The organism is Acidovorax radicis N35 (assembly GCF_000204195.1).
GTDB classification, from domain to species: domain Bacteria; phylum Pseudomonadota; class Gammaproteobacteria; order Burkholderiales; family Burkholderiaceae_C; genus Acidovorax; species Acidovorax radicis.
Genome location: NZ_AFBG01000024.1, coordinates 165,607 through 184,715 on the forward strand (window position 1 = coordinate 165,607; position 19,109 = coordinate 184,715).

A 19,109-nucleotide genomic window follows, 5' to 3' on the forward strand; every position below is an offset into this window, starting at 1 on the left:
CAACACGTGCGCCATGTTCCGCGCAATGCGTAGGACACGGGCCGACAGGGGTGTGCGCCAAACACCGGGCTCGCACCCTGCCGCCTCCCTCACTCACACGACCATCACACCGCCGGCGCGCCTCAGCGTGCCAGCACAGTCGCCAGCGCCTTGCCCGTGTGCGTGCCTGCGGCCACCACGTCCTCAGGTGTTGCTGCAGCCACAATGCGCCCGCCCGCGTTGCCGCCCTCCGGCCCCAGGTCCAGAATCCAGTCGGCTTCGGCGATCACATCCAGGTCGTGCTCGATCACGATCACGCTGTGGCCGCCATCGACCAGGCGGTGCAGCACGCGGATGAGCTTGTCCACGTCGGCCATGTGCAGGCCCACGGTGGGCTCGTCGAGCACGTAGAGCGTGTGCGGCGCCTTCTGGCCCCGCCGGCCCACCTCATCGCGCACCTTGGTCAGCTCTGTCACGAGCTTGATGCGCTGGGCCTCGCCACCACTCAGCGTGGGTGACGGCTGGCCCAGTGTGAGGTAGCCGAGGCCCACGTCCTGCAGGAGCTGCAGTGGGTGCGCAATGCTGGGCATGGTGGCGAAGAAGCCCACGGCCTCGTCCACCTCCATCTGCAGTACGTCGCCGATGCTCTTGCCGCGCCAGGTCACGGCCAGCGTCTCGGGATTGAAACGCGCGCCGTGACAGGTCTCGCAGGGCACCTTCACATCGGGCAAGAAGCTCATCTCGATGGTGCGCACGCCCGCGCCTTCGCAGCTGGGGCAGCGGCCTTCGCCGGTGTTGAAGCTGAAGCGACCGGCCGCGTAACCACGGGCCTTGGCCTCCAGCGTCTCGGCAAACAGCTTGCGGATGGTGTCCCAGAAGCCGATGTAGGTGGCTGGACATGAACGCGGTGTTTTGCCGATGGGCGTCTGGTCCACTTCGAGCACGCGGTCGATGCTCTCAAAGCCCGACAGGCCCGTGCAACCGACCAGCGGCGGCGCCTTGCCCGCGTCCATGGCATCGCGCCCGGCCTTGGTACTGCGCTGCTGCACCCAGGCCTGCACGTTGGCCAGCAGCACGTCACGCGCCAACGTGGACTTGCCCGAGCCGCTCACGCCCGTCACCGCCACCAGGCGGTGCAACGGCACGGTGGCGGTCACGTTCTGCAGGTTGTGCAGCTGCGCTCCATGCACGGTGAGCCAGCGCATGGCGGCGCGTTCCTTGGCTTCATTGAGGGCGTCAGCGGCCAGCGATGCAGCCTGCGCCGCACGCTTCTTGACGGCCGCACTTTGCCGACCGGTGGGCGCTGCCGCCTCGGACTGGGCAAAGGCGGCCGTGGCCTCGGCGCTCACGGCACTGGGCGCCATGCTGCGGCGCAGTTGCAGCGGGTGCTTCATCGCGTGCAGCAGGTAGCGGCCGGTCTGCGAGTCTTCGGCCCCCGTGATGTCGGCCACGCTGCCCTGCGCCACCAGGCGCCCACCGCGTTTGCCCGCACTCGGGCCGATGTCGATGATGTGGTCCGCGCGGCGGATGGTGTCCTCGTCGTGCTCCACCACCACCAGCGTGTTGCCCTTGTCGCCCAGCTTGTGCAGGGCATTGAGCAGGATCTGGTTGTCGCGTGCGTGCAGGCCAATGGTGGGCTCGTCGAGCACGTAGCACACGCCCTGCAGGTTGCTGCCCAGCTGCGCGGCCAGACGGATGCGCTGCGCCTCGCCGCCGCTGAGCGTGGGCGCCCCCCGGTCCAGCGTGAGGTAGCCCAGGCCCACTTCTTCCAGAAATTCGAGGCGGCTCTGGATCTCGGGCACCAGGTCGCGGGCGATGTCGGCCTCGCGCGCCGTCATGCCACCTTCAATGCGCAGGGTCTCGATCCAGCGGCGCACGTCGGTTACCGAGAGTGCGGCAATGTCTGTGATGCCCACGCCTGCAAATCTGACCGCACGGGCCGTGGCATTCAGCCGCGTGCCACTGCAGCTCGGGCAAGCCGTATCGGCCAGGTCTTCCACCTCGGGCTCGGCAAAGGTCTGCTCACGGCCTCTTTCCTTGTCGTCCTGCACCGAATCGTCAAACACCTTGCGCTGGTCCTTGGTGAGCTTGACACCCGTGCCCACGCAGTCGGGGCACCAGCCGTGTTTGCTGTTGTACGAGAACAGGCGCGGGTCCAGCTCGGCATAACTCGTGGCGCACACGGGACAGGCACGCTTGGTGGAAAACGCCTGCAGCCTGCCAATGCCCGCCGTGGGCTGGCCGCTTTCCATCGCAGCGCGCAGACTGGCCATGTCGCTCAGCACATGCACCACACCCTTGCCATGGGTGAGCGCGTCGGCCAGTGCCGTGCGCAGCGCGGCTTCGTTCTCGGGCGACACATCGAGGCTGGCCACGGGCAGCTCGATGGTGTGTTCCTTGAAGCGGTCGATGCGCGGGAAATTGGTGGTGAGCAAGAAGTTGCCGTCCACGCGCAGGTGCGTGTGGCCACGCGGGCGCGCCCAGTCGGCCAGCTCGGTGTACACGCCCTTGCGGTTCATCACCAGCGGCGCAAGCAGGCCAATGTGCTGACCCCGGAACTGCGTGAGCAGCTGGGCCGCAATGCTCTCGGGCGTCTGCGGCTGCACGGCCGCGCCGTCCTTGGTGCAGTGCTGGGTGCCGAGCTTGACGTACAGCAGGCGCAGGAAGTGCCACACCTCGGTGGTCGTGCCCACGGTGGACTTGCGCCCGCCGCGCGAGAGGCGCTGCTCGATGGCCACGGTGGGCGGAATGCCATACACCGCATCCACCTCGGGCCGGCCGGCGGGCTGCACGATGGAACGCGCATAGGCATTGAGCGATTCGAGGTAGCGGCGCTGGCCTTCGTTGAACAGGATGTCGAACGCCAGCGTGGACTTGCCCGAGCCGCTCACGCCGGTGACCACGTTGAACTTGCCGCGCGGAATGTCCACGCTCAGGTTCTTGAGGTTGTGCTCCTTGGCGTTGATGATTTCAATGGCGTTTTTCGCCGCTGGCGCTTTATCCATAAGCGCTGCACGCTCCTGTTTTCGTAGCGCAGCAGCTTTTTCGTGCACCGAGTGGCCACCGATGCCCAGGGTCAGTTCGTAGTCGCGCAGGGCCAGGCCGGTGTGCGAGGTGGCGTGCTGGCGCACATCTTCGGGCGTGCCCTCGGCCACGATGAGGCCGCCTGCGTAGCCGCCCTCGGGGCCCAGGTCGATGAGCCAGTCGCTGGCGCGAATCACATCGAGGTTGTGCTCGATGACGATGAGCGAGTGCCCCGCATCGATGAGCTTGCGCAGCGCGCGCATGAGCTTGGCGATGTCATCGAAATGCAGGCCCGTGGTGGGCTCGTCAAACAAAAACAGCGTGCCTTTGCGTGCGACCGACTGGCGGGACTTGGACGCGCTGCGCGCGGCCTCGGCCAGGAAACCCGCTAGTTTGAGGCGCTGCGCCTCGCCGCCGCTGAGCGTGGGCACCGGCTGGCCCAGCGCCACGTATTCGAGCCCCACATCGACGATGGGCTGCAGCGCGCGGATCACATCGCGGTCGCCCGCAAACAGGTCGGCTGCCTCGGCCACCGTGAGGGCGAGCACGTCCGCCACGTTGAGGCTGCGGCCACCGCGTTCGATGGTGATTTCCAGAATCTCGGGCCGGTAGCGCTTGCCATCGCAGTCGGGGCAGCGCAGGTACACGTCCGACAGGAACTGCATCTCCACATGCTCAAAGCCTGAGCCCCCGCAGGTCGGGCAACGCCCGTCGCCGCTGTTGAAGCTGAACTTGCTGGCGGTATAGCTGCGCTGGCGCGACAGCGGCGCCACGGCATACAGCTCGCGGATGCTGTCCCACGCGCCGACGTAGCTCACGGGGTTGGAACGGGCCGTCTTGCCAATCGGTGACTGGTCCACAAACACGACATCCGACAAATGGTCGGCGCCCAGCATGCGGTCGTGCGCGCCCGGCGTGTCGGTGGCCTTGCCAAAGTGGCGCAGCAGCGCGGGGGCCAGCACGTCCTGGATCAGACTGGACTTGCCCGAGCCGCTCACGCCCGTCACGGTGACCAGGCGCTGCAGGGGGAACTCGACCGACACGTTCTGCAGATTGTGCTCGCGCGCGCCTTCGAGGATGAGGCGCGGCGTGGCCTCGGTCACCATGCGCTTGAAGCCAAAGCCCACATGCTTGCGACCGCCCAGATAGGCTCCGGTGAGCGTGTCGGCATTGCGCAGGTCGGCCGTGGTGCCGTCGAACACGATCTGCCCGCCCAGGCGGCCCGGGCCGGGGCCCATGTCGATCATGCGGTCGGCCGCGAGCATCACGGCCGGGTCATGCTCCACCACCACCAGGGTGTTGCCTGCATCGCGCAGGCGCAGCATGGCCTCGGTGATGCGGTGCATGTCGCGCGGGTGCAGGCCGATGCTGGGCTCGTCCAGCACGAAGAGCGTGTTGACCAGGCTGGTGCCCAGCGCGGTGGTCAGGTTGATGCGCTGCACCTCGCCGCCGCTGAGCGTGCGGCTTTGCCGGTCGAGCGTGAGGTAGCCAATGCCCACGTCGCACAGGTATCTGAGGCGCGTGGTGATTTCTTCGTGCAGCAATTTGAGCGCTTGCGCATCGCCGCCTTTGGCATCGTCGCCTACCGGCAACTGCATGCGATCAAAGAACCTTCGCAGACGGTCAATAGGCAGCAGCATCAGGTCATGCAGGCACAGGCCGGGCAGCGCCTCGAGCTGCTCGCGCGACCATTGCACCCCCTCGGGCATGAACCGTTTGCCAGGCTCCAGCACCGCATCGGCGTCTTCCTTGCGGCCAATGCGCCAGAGCAGGCTTTCGGTCTTGAGCCGCGCACCTGCGCAGGTGGGGCACGGCGTATAGCTGCGGTACTTGGACAAGAGCACGCGGATGTGCATCTTGTAGGCCTTGCTCTCCAGGTACTCGAAGAAGCGCTTGATGCCGTACCACTGCTTGCTCCACTGCCCGTCCTTGTAGCCCGGCGTGCCTCCGATGACCCATTTCTTCTGGTCGTCGGTGAGCTTGTACCAGGGCGTGTCGCGCGGGATACCAGCCGTTTCGGCGTGGCGCATGAGGTCGTCCTGGGCCTCTTTCCACGCGGGGGTCTGGATGGTCTTGATGGCACCTGCGCGCAGCGTGAGCTTGTCGTTGGGGATGACCAGGCCGTAGTCCACCCCGATCACCCGGCCAAAGCCCCGGCAGCTGTCGCAGGCGCCCACGGCGGAGTTGAACGAGAAAGCCGAAGGAATGGGGTCGCTGTAGCGCAGGTCGCTGTCGGGGCAGTGCAGGCCCGTCGAAAAGCGCCACAACTCGGGCTCACTTTCGTCCACCAGCCGATACACGTTGAGCCGCCCCGTTCCGCGCTTGAGCGCGACTTCGATGGCCTCGATCACGCGCGCCTTCTCGGCATTGCCCAAGCGGAAGCGGTCGGCCACCACATCCAGCACCTTGCGCGGCCCTGTGGGCGTGCCCACTTCGCGCTCGGCCTGCACCTTGGTGAAGCCGCTGGCGGACAGCCATTGTTCGACCTGCTCGGCCGACGTGTTGGCGGGTAGTTCGACCGGGAAGGTCAGCACGATGCGCGGATCACCGGCTGCGGCGCAACGCGCAGCCAGCTCGGCATAGATGGTTTCGGGCGAGTCGTGCCGCACCGGCTGCGCGGTTGCTTTGTCGAACAGCTGGCCGGCGCGGGCGAACAGCAGCTTCAGGTGGTCGTTCAACTCCGTCATCGTGCCCACGGTGGAGCGGCTGGAGCGCACCGGGTTGGTCTGGTCGATGGCAATGGCCGGAGGCACGCCCTCGACCTTGTCCACGGCGGGCTTGTCCATGCGGTCGAGGAACTGGCGCGCGTAAGCGCTGAAAGTCTCCACATAGCGGCGCTGGCCTTCGGCATACAGCGTGTCGAACACCAGGCTCGATTTGCCCGAGCCGCTAGGGCCCGTGACCACCGTGAGTTCGCCGGTGCGGATGTCCAGATCCAGGTTCTTGAGGTTGTGCTGGCGTGCGCCGCGGATACGGATCAGTCCCTGGGTCATGTGGGCAGTCTTTTTCGAGGGTGAGGCGGAACATTCTAGGGACCGCTGCAGGCCCCGTCTGTCCGTGCCGCAATACCCCCTGAATGCGCACCTACTGACAAGTCCTGTCACAACATCGGGTTATGCCGGTTCGCAAACAGAGTGCATTTGTCTAGAGTGGCCAGACAATTGCAAGGAGACGACCATGTACAGATGGACACAATGGGGAGCCACGGCAGCCCTGGCCGCCGCGCTGTGCGGCACGGGCCATGCCCAGATCCTGATCGGACAAACCGCAGGTTTCTCCGGGCAAGTGGCGGCTGGCGTCAAAGAAACCACCGATGGCGCCCTGCTGTACATCGATGCCGTCAACGCCAAGGGCGGCGTCAACGGCCAGAAGATCGAGCTGACTTCGCTGGACGACAAGTTTGACCCCAAGCTGGCCGCAGAAAACGCGCGCAAGCTGATCGAGGAAAACAATGTGTCGGCGCTGTTCCTCACTCGCGGCACGCCCCACACCGAGGCCATCATCCCCATGCTGGAGAAGCACGGCGTGGCGCTGGTCGGGCCCTCCACGGGGGCCATGGTGCTGCACCAGCCGGTGCGCAAGTACATTTTCAACGTGCGCGCCACCTACCAGCGCGAGGCAGAAAAGGCCATGACGCATCTGGCCTCCATGGGTATTACCCGCATTGCACTCGTCTTTGCCGATGACAGCTTTGGCGCCGATGGCGTGATCGGTGCGCAAAAGGGGCTCACCGCCGCCAAACTGACGCCCGTGGTGTCGGAGAAGTTCGACCGGGCCAAGCCTGATTTCACCCCCATTGCCGCCAAGGTGTCGAAGGCCGACGCGCAGGCCGTACTGATCATTGCCTCAGGCTCTGCGGTGGTCGATGCCAGCAGTGCGCTGCGCACGGCGGGCTCGGCCGCGCAGATCGTGACGCTGTCCAACAACGCATCGGGCGGCTTCATCAAGAGCCTGGGCAACAACGCGCGCGGCGTGATCGTGACCCAGGTGTATCCCAATGAACGCGCGGTGACCTATGCCATGGTCAAGGAAGCCCAGGAGCTGGCCCGGGCGAAGGGCCTGAACGAAATCAGTCCCGCCATGCTGGAGGGTTATGCGGCGGCCAAGGTGCTGGTCGAAGGCCTCAAGCGCGCTGGCCCCAAACCCAGCCGCGAAAAGATCCACACAGCGCTCGAAAGCCTGCGCAAGTTCGACCTGGGTGGCCTGGAGATTTCGTACACGCCGGAAGACCACACAGGCCTGGACTTTGCCGACCTGTCCATCATCGGCACGGACGGCAGGTTCCGCCGCTAAGAGCCATCCACCCGACGCCGACGGGTTTCGCTGGCCTGGTTTTGTCCGGGCCTACGTGTTTCTACAGTTTCTTCGTCACAATTTGTATCTATATTGACGCGTCCAACAATCAGGCTTCCTGGGGACAAACATGAGACTCACACAATGGCTTCGCAAAGGCGCCACCCTCGCCGCAGTCTTCGCAATGGTGGGCGGAGCCCAGGGCCAGATCCTTATCGGCCAGACGGTGGGCATCACGGGCTCGGCGGCAGCCACGGTGGCCGAATCGATGCAGGGCGCGGCGCTGTACATCGACCACATCAATGCCCGGGGCGGCGTCGGCGGCCAGAAGGTGGAGATCGTGTCGCTGGACGACAAATTCGACCCCAAGCTGACCCTGCAAAACACCCGCACCCTCATTGAGGAAAAAGGGGTGATCGGGCTGTTCATGACGCGCGGCACCCCCCACACCCAGGGCATCATGCCGCTGCTGGAGCAGCACGGCGTGCCGCTGGTGGGCCCCTCCACCGGAGCCATGGTTCTGCATCAGCCCGTGCACAAATACGTCTTCAACGTGCGGGCGCCCTACCAGCGCGAGGTGGAAAAGGCCATCACCCACCTCAACACCCTGGGCATCAAGCGCATCGGCGTCGTGCATGTGGACGACACGTTTGGCGCTGACGGGCTGGCAGGGGCGCAACTGGGCTTCAAGGCCAACCAACTGGAAGCCCTCTTTATCGAGAAGTTTGACCGCGCCAAACCCGACTACAGCGCCATTGCACCCCGTGTGGCCCAAAAGCAGCCGCAGGCCGTAGTCTTCATTGGCACCGGTGCGGCAGTGGTGGACGGCATCAAGGCGCTGCGCGCGGCGGGAGTGTCAGGGCAGATCGTGACGCTGTCCAACAATGCCTCGGGTGGTTTCGTGAAACTGCTGGGCGACCAGGCCCGGGGGGTCGTGGTCACCCAGGTATTCCCGTCCGAGCGCTCGGTGAACTACCCGGTGGTCAAGGAGGCCATGGAGCTGGCCCGCGCCAAGAACATTTCTGATCTCACACCCGCCATGGTGGAAGGCTTCGTCAGCGCCAAGGTGCTGGTGGAGGGCATCAAGCGCGCCGGCCCCAAGCCAGACCGTGCCAAGCTGCACGCAGGCCTGGAAAGCATCAAAAAATGGGATCTGGGCGGGGTGGAGCTGAGCTACAGCGCCACGGACCACAGCGGTCTGGTGTTTGCCGACCTTTCCATCATCGGGAGTGACGGCCGCTTCAAGAGATGAATCCCCTCTCTCGCGCGGTGCCCGCGAGGGGATCGACGCCCGGGGTCTGCTAAGCCTCGCAAGGTGCGCAAGGAGTGGTCCGGCAGGACCGCTACATCACCATAAAAAGCAAAAGCCTGCAGCCTTTCGGCTGCAGGCTTTTTCCTTTTTCTATTGCCTGGAAGGGAGCCCGACAGCTTATTGCGCGCTGGCTGCGGAGGCCGGCGCAGACGCGGGCATGGTGGCGGGTGCACTGGCAGCAGACTCAGGGGCATGCACGGCATCCGCACCGTGTTTTTCACCGCCCATGTCGGCCTTGTCGCCCGCCTTGATGATCACGTACATCGACAACGCTGCAAACAGGACGAAGCCAACAACAATCTTCCACATATCAATATCTCCTTGGATGGGTTTGTTCAATCAAGGGGCCTGGAGCGCGGCGCTCTAGAACCTGTTCTTGGGTTGTACTGGGCAGCACAAGCCCCTTGATGGAACACAGGGCCCACCCCTTGCGGGGCGGGCCCTGCACACCGGTCAGAACCGATCAGTCGTTGGCGTAGATGTCAACGTCCTTGGTTTCCTTGATGAACAGGCCACCGATCACCACGGTTGCACCCGCAATGATGATGGGGTACCACAGGCCGTTGTACATGTTGCCGGTCTGGGCCACGATGGCGAACGCCGTGGTGGGCAGCAGGCCGCCGAACCAGCCGTTACCGATGTGGTACGGCAGGGACATGGACGTGTAGCGGATGCGGGTCGGGAACATTTCCACCAGCATGGCAGCAATGGGGCCGTACACCATGGTCACCAGCAGCACCAGGTAGGTCAGGATCACGGTGACCATGACCTTGTCGATGCGGGCGGGGTCTGCCTTGGTGGGGTAGCCCGCAGCCTTCAGCGCATCGGCGACCGCCTTCTTGAACTCGCCGTCCTTCTTCTTGGCTTCATCAGCAGGCAGGCCCTTGCTGGTGTACGAGGAGATGACCGTCTCACCGATCTTGATCGAGGCGGGCGTGCCGGCGGCGGACGTGGCGTTCTCATAGCTCACCGAAGCGCCAGCCAGAACCTGCTTGGCGATGTCGCACGAGCTGGTGAACTTGGAGGTGCCGGTGGGGTTGAACTGGAACGAGCATTCCTTGGGGTCTGCCGTCACGATCACCTGGTTCTTGGCCTGTGCTTCGGCCAGGGCGGGGTTGGCCGCCTTGGTCAGCGCGCCGAACACGGGGAAGTACGTCAGCGCGGCCAGCAGGCAACCTGCCAGGATGATGGGCTTGCGGCCAATCTTGTCCGACAGCGAACCGAACACGATGAAGAACGGCGTGCCGATCAGCAGCGACACAGCCACAAAGATGTTGGCGGTGGCGCCATCGACCTTCAGCGCTTGCGTCAGGAAGAACAGGGCATAGAACTGGCCCGAGTACCACACCACGGCCTGGCCAGCGGTCAAGCCCACGAGTGCCAGGATCACGATCTTCAGGTTCTTCCACTGGCCGAAGGACTCGGTCAGCGGGGCCTTGGAGGTCTTGCCCTCAGCCTTCATCTTCTGGAACGCAGGCGATTCGTTCATCGACAGGCGGATCCAGACCGAGATGGCCAGCAGCAGGATCGACACGATGAATGGAATGCGCCAGCCCCAGTCGCCAAAGGCTTCTTCGCCCAGAGCGGTCCGGGTGCCCAAAATCACCATCAGCGACAGGAACAGGCCCAGAGTGGCCGTGGTCTGGATCCAGGCGGTGTAGGCGCCGCGCTTGCCGTGCGGGGCATGCTCGGCCACATAGGTGGCTGCGCCGCCGTACTCACCACCCAGCGCCAGGCCTTGCAGCAGGCGCAGGATGATCAGGATGACGGGAGCCGCCACGCCGATGGACGCATAGGTCGGCAAGATCCCCACGATGAACGTGGACAAACCCATGATCAGGATGGTGACCAGGAAGGTGTACTTGCGGCCGATCATGTCGCCCAGGCGGCCGAAGAAGATGGCACCGAAGGGGCGAACAATGAAGCCCGCTGCAAACGCCAGCAGCGCGAAGATGAAGGCCGAGCCGGCATCCAGGCCGCTGAAGAACTGCTTGGCGATGATGGCTGCAAGCGAGCCGTACAGGTAAAAGTCGTACCACTCGAAAACAGTGCCGAGCGACGAAGCGAAGATAACTTTCCTCTCTTCGGGCGACATCGGCCGCGGTGCGGGATGAACGGTTGCCATGGTGTCTAGTCTCCTGTTGGTTGTGCAGACCGCACTGCGGCGGGCTGTACGCATTCTTGGAGATGGCACTGACCACGCTCTGACGCGAAACCAACAAGACCTTGCACCAAACTGACCGCTCTCTGACAACTTAGGGTGAAACCCTTGCGCCCGCTTTCAGGATGCGAGAACCGCTCAGTTTTTTGGCGGAAAGCCCCGATGGAAGCTGACGAACCGCCTCCCAGTCCGGCCCCTCGAACCACGCGTCTCCATCCAGGTAGGCGCGCAGCATCGGCAACCCGTCCAAGCCCCAGAACAGCTTGTCATCCACCGCGAACGCAGGCACGCCGAACACGCCCGCCGCCTGTGCAGCTTCGGTGTTGGCACGCAGCAGCGCCTTGGGCCCTTCGCTGTTCGCGTCCTGGCCCGGCCGGACCTGTTCCGACAGCGCTGCCGCCAGAGCCCCCAGGCGCCCGGCATCCAGCGCATCCTGCCCGCCCTGCCACACATGGCGCAGCACCGTACCGGCCACAAAGCGGTTGATGAAACCATCATCGCTGCAGGCCAGGGCCTGGCGCAGCAGCGGCAGCGGGTTGAACGGGTGGCGTGCTGGCATCTGCAGCGGCGTGCCTTGCGCATGGCCTAGCCAGGTCACGTGGCGGTAGGTCCACGCACGCTTGGGTGCGATGCCCGCCGGACCAGGGTTGGCATGCTGCTGGAGCAAAGCGCCCAGAAGCACGGGCTGGTAGGCCACGCTGTAGCTCAACCCCTCCAGCGCTTCAGGCAGCCGCTCGAAGGCGAGCCAGGCGTAGGGTGAAACGAAGTCAAGGTAGAAGGTGATGTGCTTCATGGCCGGATCTCCTGGGGGGTCACTTCGATGCCCGCGCGATCCAGCAGCTGCGCCCAGATGCCGCGGCGCAAACTGGCATCGGCGCGTGACCAGATGCGGATCTCGTCGAGCGTGCGAAAGCAGCCCTCGCAGTGGCTGCGGTCGGGCGACATGCGGCATACCGAGATGCAAGGCGAAGGCACGGCCTCGATGTTCTCGGCATCAAAATGACCTTCAGCGCTTATTTTTAGAGCGCGAGCAGCTAGCAAATCAATAGCACTCATGCTACAGACCCAGGTGCCACCACCTGCACCACGTCCACCACGGGCGCGCCCGTCAGGCGCTGCAGGTCGCTCGGGTGCAGCGGGAACACACTGTGCGGATGCCCCGCCGCCGCCCATACCACGTCGAATCGCAGCAGGTCCTGGTCGATCAGCGTCACGGGCGGCGTGGCGTGCGCCACGGGCGAGACGCCGCCGATGGAAAAGCCGGTGCGCGACTTCACGAAGTCGGCATCGGCCCGGCCGATCTTGCCGCCCACATGGGCCTCGACCTTTTTCTCGTCCACGCGCCGGTCGCCGGAGGTGACCACCAGCACGGCCACGTCGTCGCTCTTGCGCCGAAAGATGATGCTCTTGGCCACCTGCCCCACCAGGATGCCCAGTGCATCGGCCGCTTGCTGCGCGGTGCGCGCAGCGTCGTCCAGCATTTGCGGCATGTGGGGGTGGTTGAGGCTTTGCAGCGCCGCAGCCACGCGCTGCACGCCCTCGGGAAGATTCTTCAATTCAGCTCCACACACGGTCATCCTCTCTGCGCCAGGGGGCGCTATCCAGCTCTTTTGGTCATCAGCGCATTGGCCGCTCGGGAATTCGGTTTGCGATTCAGGAACCCACTGATGTAGGCCCCGGCATCGATGAGCTTATCAAGATCGATGCCCGTCTCGATGCCCATGCCGTGCAGCATGTAGACCACGTCTTCGGTCGCCACGTTGCCGGTGGCGCCCTTGGCATACGGGCAGCCGCCCAGGCCCGCCACGGACGACTGGTAGTTCCACACCCCCAGCTCCAGCGCGGCCAGCGTGTTGGACAGCGCCTGGCCGTAGGTGTCGTGGAAGTGGCCCGACACATCGTCGATGCCGAAGTGCTTCAGCGTAGCTTCCAGCGCACGCTGCACCTTGCGCGGCGTGCCCACGCCGATGGTGTCGGCCACGTCCACGCGCTGCACGCCGATGCCCTGGAGCAGGCCGGCCAGGTACTCCACCCGCTCGGGCGCGATCTCGCCCTCGTACGGGCAGCCCACGGTGCAGCTCATCGCGCCGCGCACGCCGATACCGGCCGCCAGCGCCGCCTCGACCACGGGCGCAAAGCGCTCGATGCTCTCGGCGATGGAGCAGTTGATGTTCTTCTGGCTGAAGGCCTCGCTGGCCGAGCCGAAGACCACGATCTCGTCGGGCCGGTCCGCCACCGCGGCTTCATACCCCTTGAGGTTGGGCGTGAGCACCGAGTAGCGCACGCCGGCCACGCGGTTCACGCCCTGCATCACCTCGTGGTTGTCGGCCATCTGCGGTACCCACTTGGGGCTCACGTAGCTGGTGACCTCGATCTCTTTGAGGCCCGCGTCCTGCAGGCGGTGCACCAGCGCGATCTTGACGTCGGCGGGCACGGGCGATTTCTCGTTCTGCAGCCCGTCGCGCGGGCCGACATCGATGAGTTTGACGCGGGAAGGAATGCTCATGGTGGGGCTACCTGAAAAAGAGGACGTGGAACGGGGCGGGCCTGGGCCGGCACCCGCAGCTCGCTGTGCGCGAGGCCCGGCGCCGGAGCCGGGCAGACGCCTCCCATTGTCCGGGCTTCGGCGGCGCGGCACCACCTCATATCCTGCCAGACCACTCTCCGCTCGTGCCATTGCGGCACCCCGGCGCTGCCGCTACGCACCAGCCCCCTCGTCCATCTCCTGGCGCAGCAGCGCCACCATCTGCACCGCCGCCAGCGACAGGCGCCGGCCCCGCAGCGTGACGAGGCCGATGGGCCGGCGCAGCGACGGCTGCTTGAGCGGTCGGGTCACCACCTCGGGCCGGCGCACGACCTGCGCGGCCAGCTCGGGCAGCGCGCTCACGCCCAGCTGCGCGGCCACCATGGCCGCGATGGTGGCCAGGTGCTCCACCTCGTAGCGCGGCGCAAAGCGGATGCGGTGCGTGAGCAGCGCCTCGTCGGCGTACTGCCGCACGCTGGTGCCGGCGGGCATGGAGATGTGCGGCAGGTCTGCCACATCGGCCCAGGCCAGCGCACCGCGGCCGCGCGCCAGGGGGTGGGCGCGGGCCAGCAGCAGCACGAAGCGGTCGGACGACAGCGGGGTGTAGTCGAGGTCGGCATACGCGGGGTTGGCGGCGGTGAGCGCGAAGTCCACGCGCCCTGCGCGCACCATGTCGAACGCCGGGCCCGCCAGGCTGTCGAACAGCTCCAGGTGCACGCCCGGGTGCCCGGCCGCAAAGCGCGCAAACGCGCGCGGCACCACGCCCGCCGCCAGCGACGGCAGTGCCGCCAGCGCCAGCCGCCCCACCTGCACCTGCGCCACGGCCTGCACGCGGCGCACCGTCTCATCCATCTGGTGGCGCAGAAAGCGGGCCTGCTCGGCAAACACCTCGCCCGCCTGCGTGAGCTGCACCGTGCGCGTGGTGCGGTCGAACAGGCGCGCGCCCAGCATCTCTTCGAGCCGCGCGAGCGTGCCCGACACCGCCGACTGCGACAGGTGCATCTGCAGCGCGGTGCGCCGAAAGCTCAGCGTGTCGGCCAGCGCCAGGAACACATCGACCTCGCGGGCCGACCAATTGATCTTCATGGCCGATCAGTCTATCGAAAAATACGTCTGGACCGCGCAATGCAGCCTGCCTAGACTGCATCGCAAGACAACACAAGGAGACACCAGCATGGACATCAGTTCGCCGCGCAATGCACGCACGGTGGTCGTGGGCGGGGGCACCATGGGTGCGGACGTGGCCGTGGTCCTGGCCCGAGGCGGCGCCCGGGTCACGGTGGTGGACCCGCACACCGCACGGCGCGAGCTGCTCTTGCCGCACATTGCCGCAGAGCTCGACGCCGCCGGCCTGGCCTCCAGTGCAGGCCCCGTGGAGGTGTGCGCCAGCCTGCAGGACGTGGCCTGGGACGGCGTGGTGCTGGTGGTCGAATGCATCACCGAACAGCTGGCCGCCAAGCAGCAGCTGTTTGCCGAGCTGGAAGCCATCGCCCCGGCCAGCGCGGTGCTGGCCAGCAACAGCTCGGGCTTTCCGATCAGCGCCATCGCCCAGGGCCTGCCCACCGCGCAGCGCATGCTGGGCCTGCACTTCTTCATGCCGGCGCACCTGGTGCCGCTGGTGGAGGTGGTGCTGGGCGAGCACAGCGACCCCACGCTGGGCCAGTGGCTGCACGGCTTCATGCGGCGCTGCGGCAGCGTGCCGGTGCTGGTGAAGAAGGACAAGCCGGGCTTTTTGGCCAACCGCATGCAGCATGCGCTTTCGCGCGAGGCCTTTGCACTCATCGACGAAGGCATCGCGTCGCCCGAAGACGTGGACGCCGCCGTGCGCTTTGGCTTCGGCTTTCGCTTTCTGGCGGCGGGCCCGGTGCTGCAGCGCGACCACGCGGGCATCGAGGTGCACTGCGCGGCCGCGGCCACCATGTACCCCACGCTTTCCAACACCGACGTGCCCGCCCAGGCGCTGCGCGACCGCGTGGCCAACGGCGAGCTGGGCATGAAGACCGGCAAGGGCTTCTTCGACTGGCCCGAGGACCGCAAACGCGCCGAGCGCACCCGCTACGACACGCTGCTGCGCCAGGGCCTGGCTCTGCTGGCCAGCGAGCTGCCCGCCATCGAGCCCGCCAGCGCACACACCACGCCGGGAGCCACGCCATGAACGCCACCGGCCAATGGCCTGACCCGCTGATCGTCACCGTGGCGCCCAACGGCGCCTACAAGCTGCCCAGCGACCACCCCGCCGTGCCGACCACGCCGGCCACGCTGGCCGCCACCGCCAAGGCCTGCCTGGAGGCCGGCGCGGCCATGATCCACATGCACATCCGCGACGCCCAGGGCCGCCACAGCCTGGACGTGGAGGGCTACCGCGAAGCCCAGCGCGTGGTGCAGCACGCCGTGGGCGATGCCATGGTGGTGCAGGTCACGAGCGAAGCCGCGGGCGTGTACCGCGCCCCGGCGCAGATCGCGATGGTCGAGGCGCTGCAGCCCGAGGCCGTGTCCATCGGCCTGCGCGAGATCGACCAACCCGAGATCGGCGAGGCCGGGCTGCAGCGCTTCTTCGCCGGCCTGGTGCAGCGCCGCTGCATGGTGCAGGTCATCCTGTATGACGTGGCCGACCTGCGCCGCTGGCAGGCGCTGCGCACCAACGGCGTGGTGCCCGATGCACCGTGGTTCCTGCTGTTCGTGCTGGGCCGCTACAGCGCGGGCCAGACATCGAGCCCGCGCGACCTGCTGCCCTTCCTGGCCGCCCACGACGGGCCCGAACCCTGGGCCGTGTGCGCGTTCGGCGCGGCCGAGAACACCTGCATCACCGCCGCCGCGGTCTTTGGCGGGCATGCCCGCGTGGGGTTCGAGAACAACCTGCTGCGCAAGGACGGCAGCACCGCACCCGACAACGCGGCGCTGGTGCGCCAGGCGGTCGAGGCCGCGGCCGCGCTGGGGCGGCCGCTGGCCACGGCGCAGGACATCCGCCAGCGCTTCGGCGCGGGCTGAGCCTCGGCCCGGCTCTGCCCATTCTCATCACGCCATCAAACCCATCAGCCCGCGCCAGACGGGCCTTCATCCATCCGCAGGAGACACCATGCAACAACACCCCACCGCCCACGCCCCCGTACCCCAGGCCCGCCGCGCCACGCGACGCACGGCCATCCGCCTGGCGCTTGCCGTGCCCGCCACCTGGGCCCTGGCCCTGGGCACGGCAGGCCACGCCGTGGCCCAGACGGCCCCAGCCGCCTTCCCCACCAAGACCATCCGCTTCGTGGTGCCCTACCCGCCCGGCGGCCCCACGGACCTGATGGCGCGCATGCTGCAGCCCGAGCTGCAAAGCCGCCTGGGCGTGACCGTGGTGGTGGACAACAAGGGCGGCGCGGGCGGCAACTCCGGCAGCGCCGAGGTGGCCAAGCAGGCGCCCGCCGACGGCCACACCCTGCTGCTGGCCGCCAGCGGCCCGATGGCGGTGAACCCGTCGCTGTACGCCAGCATGCCCTTCAACCCGCTGGTCGACCTGGTGCCCGTGGTGCAGCTGTCAGCCTTTCCGCTGGTGCTGGAAGTGCACCCCTCGCTGGGCGTCAAGACCCTGCCGGAGCTGATCGCCATGGCCAAGGCGGGCAAGCCGGTGCTGAGCTTTGCATCGGCTGGCAATGGCACGCCGCAGCACCTGGCGGGCGAGCTGTTCAACACCATGGCCCACGTGAAGATGGGCCACATTCCGTACCGCGGCGCGGGCCCGGCGCTCAACGACCTGCTGGGCGGGCAGGTGAACGTGATGTTCGACATCGTGGGCAGCTCGCTGCCGCACATCCAGTCGGGCAAGCTCATCCCGCTGGCGGTCACGTCGGCCGAGCGCGCCAAGGTGCTGCCCAACGTGCCCACCATGGCCGAGGCGGGCGTCTCCGGCTACCAGATCACCGGCTGGCACGGCATCGCCGTGCGTGCGGGCACGCCGCAGGCCATCGTGGACAAGCTCAACGCCACGGTGAATGCGATCTTCAAGGAGCCCGCCTTCCGCGCCAAGTGGGAGGCCATCGGCACGCCGGTGGTGGCAGGCACGGCCGCGGACTTCGGCGCACTGATCAAGTCCGACGCGCAGCGCCTGGGCAAACTGGTGCGCGATGCGGGCGTGACGATGGATTGACTGAGGCCGCGGGCGTTGCGCGTCAGGTGTTGCGAGGCGCCGTGCACCCCACTGCTGCACGCCAGGCTGGCGCCTTGCAGGCGCAGGTGGCGCCTGGCGATATCTAGGCGGGAACGCGGGGGCGTAGGCGCAGAAGCAACCAGCCCGCCGCCATGCCCACGGCACTGAACAGCAGCCACACAGCGCCCAAGAAAATCTTCAGGGTATTGGAGCTGCTGATCTCAGCCCGCGAAGGGCTATTGGCGGGATAGCGCACGGTGACGGTGTCACCCACATCGTGCACCGCCTGCAGCTGCCGCACCAGCGAGTCCGTGAACCGCACGGTGCGGCCATCGCTCGCCACAAACTCGACGACGCTTTTCTTGCCATGGGCTTGCCGGCTTGAGGCCCCTGTCACCACGCTTTCGTGCGCCACCACGCGGCCTTTGGCGCTGCGCGTGTCGCCCACCAGATGCAAGCTCGTGGCCAGCAGCCAGCTGGCGGCTACCGCAGTCAGTGCGCCGGGCACCAGCAGCAGCCAGCCGAGAAGGCCGAAAAAGCAGCGAAAGGATGTGGAGCGCATGCCCGCGATTGTGAGGGTTGGTACTGTCAGCGGCGCGCCGGGTCAGTACCCCCGCCCGGGGTCCACGGTGCCTGCCACCGCCTCGCCGCGCTCCATCGCCGCCATCTTGCGCGTGATCTGCGCAATGCTCTCTTTCCGCATGGTACGGGCCGAAGTGTGGGGCGTGGCGGTGATCTTCGGGTGCAGCCAGAACGGGTGCCCGACCGGCAAAGGCTCGGTGCGGAACACATCCAGCGTGGCGCCCGCGATGTGGCCGTTGTCGATCATCGCCAGCAGGTCCTCTTCGACCAAGTGCGCGCCCCGCGCCACGTTGACCACATAGCCCCCGGGCTGCAGGCGTGACAGCGTGTCGCGGTTGATGATGTCCTGCGTGTCGGGCGTGAGCGGCAGCAGGTTGACCAGCACGCGGCTGGCGGCCAGGAAATCGTCAAAGCCCTCTGCGCCGCTGAAACCGCGCACGCCGTCCACCGCCTTGGGAGACCGGCTCCAGCCGTTCACCGGAAAGTCGAAATGTGCCAGCGCCCGCGCCACGCGCTCGCCCAGCACGCCCAGGCCCATCACGCCCACCGGGAACTCCGAGCGCACCCGCGGCCGGCGAAAGCCCCAGCGGCCGGCGCGCATGTCGCCCTCGTAAGCGTCCAGCTCGCGGAAATGGCGCACCACCGCGTGGCACACGTATTCGGCCATCTGCACCGCCATGCCGCCGTCGTCGATGCGCACGATCTGGCAGCCAGCGGGGATGCGCAGCTTGAGCAGCGCGTCCACCCCTGCGCCGATGTTGAACAGCGCCCGCAAGGCAGGCTGCTCGTCCAGAAACTGCTGGGGCGGCGCCCAGACCACGGCGTAGTCGGCCTGCGGTGCCCCCGGCTGCCACACGCTGATGTGGGCATGGGGCAAGGCAGCGGCAAGCCCCTGCAGCCAGGGCTCGATCTTGGTGTCGGTACAGCAAAGGGTGATGTTCATGCGGTCAAGGGTAACTGCATTGGCGCCGCTCGGATGTCGCGCACGGGTTGCGGTGGAGCCGTGTGGTACCCCGCACCTCTATGGATTGCATCCTTCGATACCGTTCGGGCTGAGCTTGTCGAAGCCTTGCGCGGCGCTTAGACAAGCTCAGCGTGAACGGGT

General features: G+C 66.8%; 15 protein-coding genes. 5 read left to right on the top strand and 10 right to left on the bottom strand.

Annotation, left to right across the window (positions count from 1 at the left end):
• Positions 1–122: 122 nt before the first annotated feature.
• Positions 123–5,996, bottom strand: a complete 5,874-nt coding sequence (gene uvrA / locus ARADN35_RS0124010; RefSeq protein ID WP_010466705.1) for an excinuclease ABC subunit UvrA — start codon at positions 5,994–5,996, stop codon at positions 123–125.
• Between the two features lie 184 nt (positions 5,997–6,180).
• Here uvrA and ARADN35_RS0124015 point away from each other — a divergent pair, with 184 nt between their 5' ends.
• Both ARADN35_RS0124015 and ARADN35_RS0124020 read left to right on the top strand, forming a co-directional pair.
• Positions 6,181–7,296, top strand: coding sequence for an ABC transporter substrate-binding protein (locus ARADN35_RS0124015; protein ID WP_010466706.1), 1,116 nt, complete (start codon positions 6,181–6,183; stop codon positions 7,294–7,296).
• Between the two features lie 130 nt (positions 7,297–7,426).
• Positions 7,427–8,548 (top strand): ABC transporter substrate-binding protein, encoded by a 1,122-nt coding sequence (locus ARADN35_RS0124020; protein ID WP_029414363.1) that lies wholly within the window; start codon positions 7,427–7,429, stop codon positions 8,546–8,548.
• Between the two features lie 177 nt (positions 8,549–8,725).
• On the opposite strand, the gene ARADN35_RS0124025 is transcribed toward ARADN35_RS0124020, so the two are convergent.
• From ARADN35_RS0124025 to ARADN35_RS0124055, 7 genes are all read right to left on the bottom strand, one after another.
• Positions 8,726–8,917 (bottom strand): hypothetical protein, encoded by a 192-nt coding sequence (locus ARADN35_RS0124025; protein WP_010466710.1) that lies wholly within the window; start codon positions 8,915–8,917, stop codon positions 8,726–8,728.
• 154 nt (positions 8,918–9,071) lie between these two features.
• A complete protein-coding gene (locus ARADN35_RS0124030) occupies positions 9,072–10,733 on the bottom strand; it encodes an MFS transporter (RefSeq protein WP_029414364.1) in 1,662 nt (553 codons plus the stop codon).
• 130 nt (positions 10,734–10,863) lie between these two features.
• Positions 10,864–11,562: a 2-hydroxychromene-2-carboxylate isomerase gene (locus tag ARADN35_RS0124035; protein ID WP_010466715.1), complete on the bottom strand. Its 699-nt coding sequence runs from the start codon at positions 11,560–11,562 to the stop codon at positions 10,864–10,866.
• Positions 11,559–11,825 carry a DUF1289 domain-containing protein gene (locus ARADN35_RS0124040; RefSeq protein ID WP_029414365.1) on the bottom strand — a complete coding sequence of 89 codons (267 nt, stop codon included), beginning with the start codon at positions 11,823–11,825 and terminating at the stop codon, positions 11,559–11,561. The genes ARADN35_RS0124035 and ARADN35_RS0124040 overlap by 4 nt, the downstream gene beginning before the upstream one ends.
• Positions 11,822–12,340: a YbaK/EbsC family protein gene (locus ARADN35_RS0124045; protein WP_029414366.1), complete on the bottom strand. Its 519-nt coding sequence runs from the start codon at positions 12,338–12,340 to the stop codon at positions 11,822–11,824. The genes ARADN35_RS0124040 and ARADN35_RS0124045 overlap by 4 nt, the downstream gene beginning before the upstream one ends.
• Positions 12,341–12,366: 26 nt before the next feature.
• Positions 12,367–13,275, bottom strand: coding sequence for a hydroxymethylglutaryl-CoA lyase (locus tag ARADN35_RS0124050; protein WP_010466721.1), 909 nt, complete (start codon positions 13,273–13,275; stop codon positions 12,367–12,369).
• 192 nt (positions 13,276–13,467) lie between these two features.
• Complete coding sequence (locus ARADN35_RS0124055) at positions 13,468–14,379, bottom strand: LysR family transcriptional regulator (protein WP_010466723.1); 912 nt, start codon at positions 14,377–14,379, stop codon at positions 13,468–13,470.
• A gap of 88 nt (positions 14,380–14,467) precedes the next feature.
• Between ARADN35_RS0124055 and ARADN35_RS26770 the strand changes: the two genes are divergently transcribed.
• The 3 genes from ARADN35_RS26770 to ARADN35_RS0124070 all read left to right on the top strand — a co-directional run bounded on the left by ARADN35_RS26770 (position 14,468) and on the right by ARADN35_RS0124070 (position 17,422).
• Entirely contained in the window at positions 14,468–15,448 is a 981-nt protein-coding gene (locus ARADN35_RS26770; protein WP_010466725.1) for a 3-hydroxyacyl-CoA dehydrogenase family protein, read from the top strand.
• The gene (locus ARADN35_RS0124065; RefSeq protein WP_010466727.1) at positions 15,445–16,281 is read left to right on the top strand and encodes a beta-keto acid cleavage family enzyme; all 837 of its coding nucleotides are present in this window, start codon (positions 15,445–15,447) and stop codon (positions 16,279–16,281) included. Before ARADN35_RS26770 ends, ARADN35_RS0124065 begins: the two co-directional genes overlap by 4 nt.
• An 88-nt stretch (positions 16,282–16,369) precedes the next feature.
• Entirely contained in the window at positions 16,370–17,422 is a 1,053-nt protein-coding gene (locus ARADN35_RS0124070) for a Bug family tripartite tricarboxylate transporter substrate binding protein (protein ID WP_010466729.1), read from the top strand.
• Positions 17,423–17,525: 103 nt separating this feature from the next.
• Here the strand turns inward: ARADN35_RS0124070 and ARADN35_RS0124075 are convergent, their stop codons facing one another.
• A complete protein-coding gene (locus ARADN35_RS0124075; RefSeq protein ID WP_010466732.1) occupies positions 17,526–17,984 on the bottom strand; it encodes a DUF3592 domain-containing protein in 459 nt (152 codons plus the stop codon).
• A gap of 42 nt (positions 17,985–18,026) precedes the next feature.
• Positions 18,027–18,947 (bottom strand): 2-hydroxyacid dehydrogenase, encoded by a 921-nt coding sequence (locus ARADN35_RS0124080; protein ID WP_010466733.1) that lies wholly within the window; start codon positions 18,945–18,947, stop codon positions 18,027–18,029.
• Between the last annotated feature and the right edge of the window lie 162 nt (positions 18,948–19,109).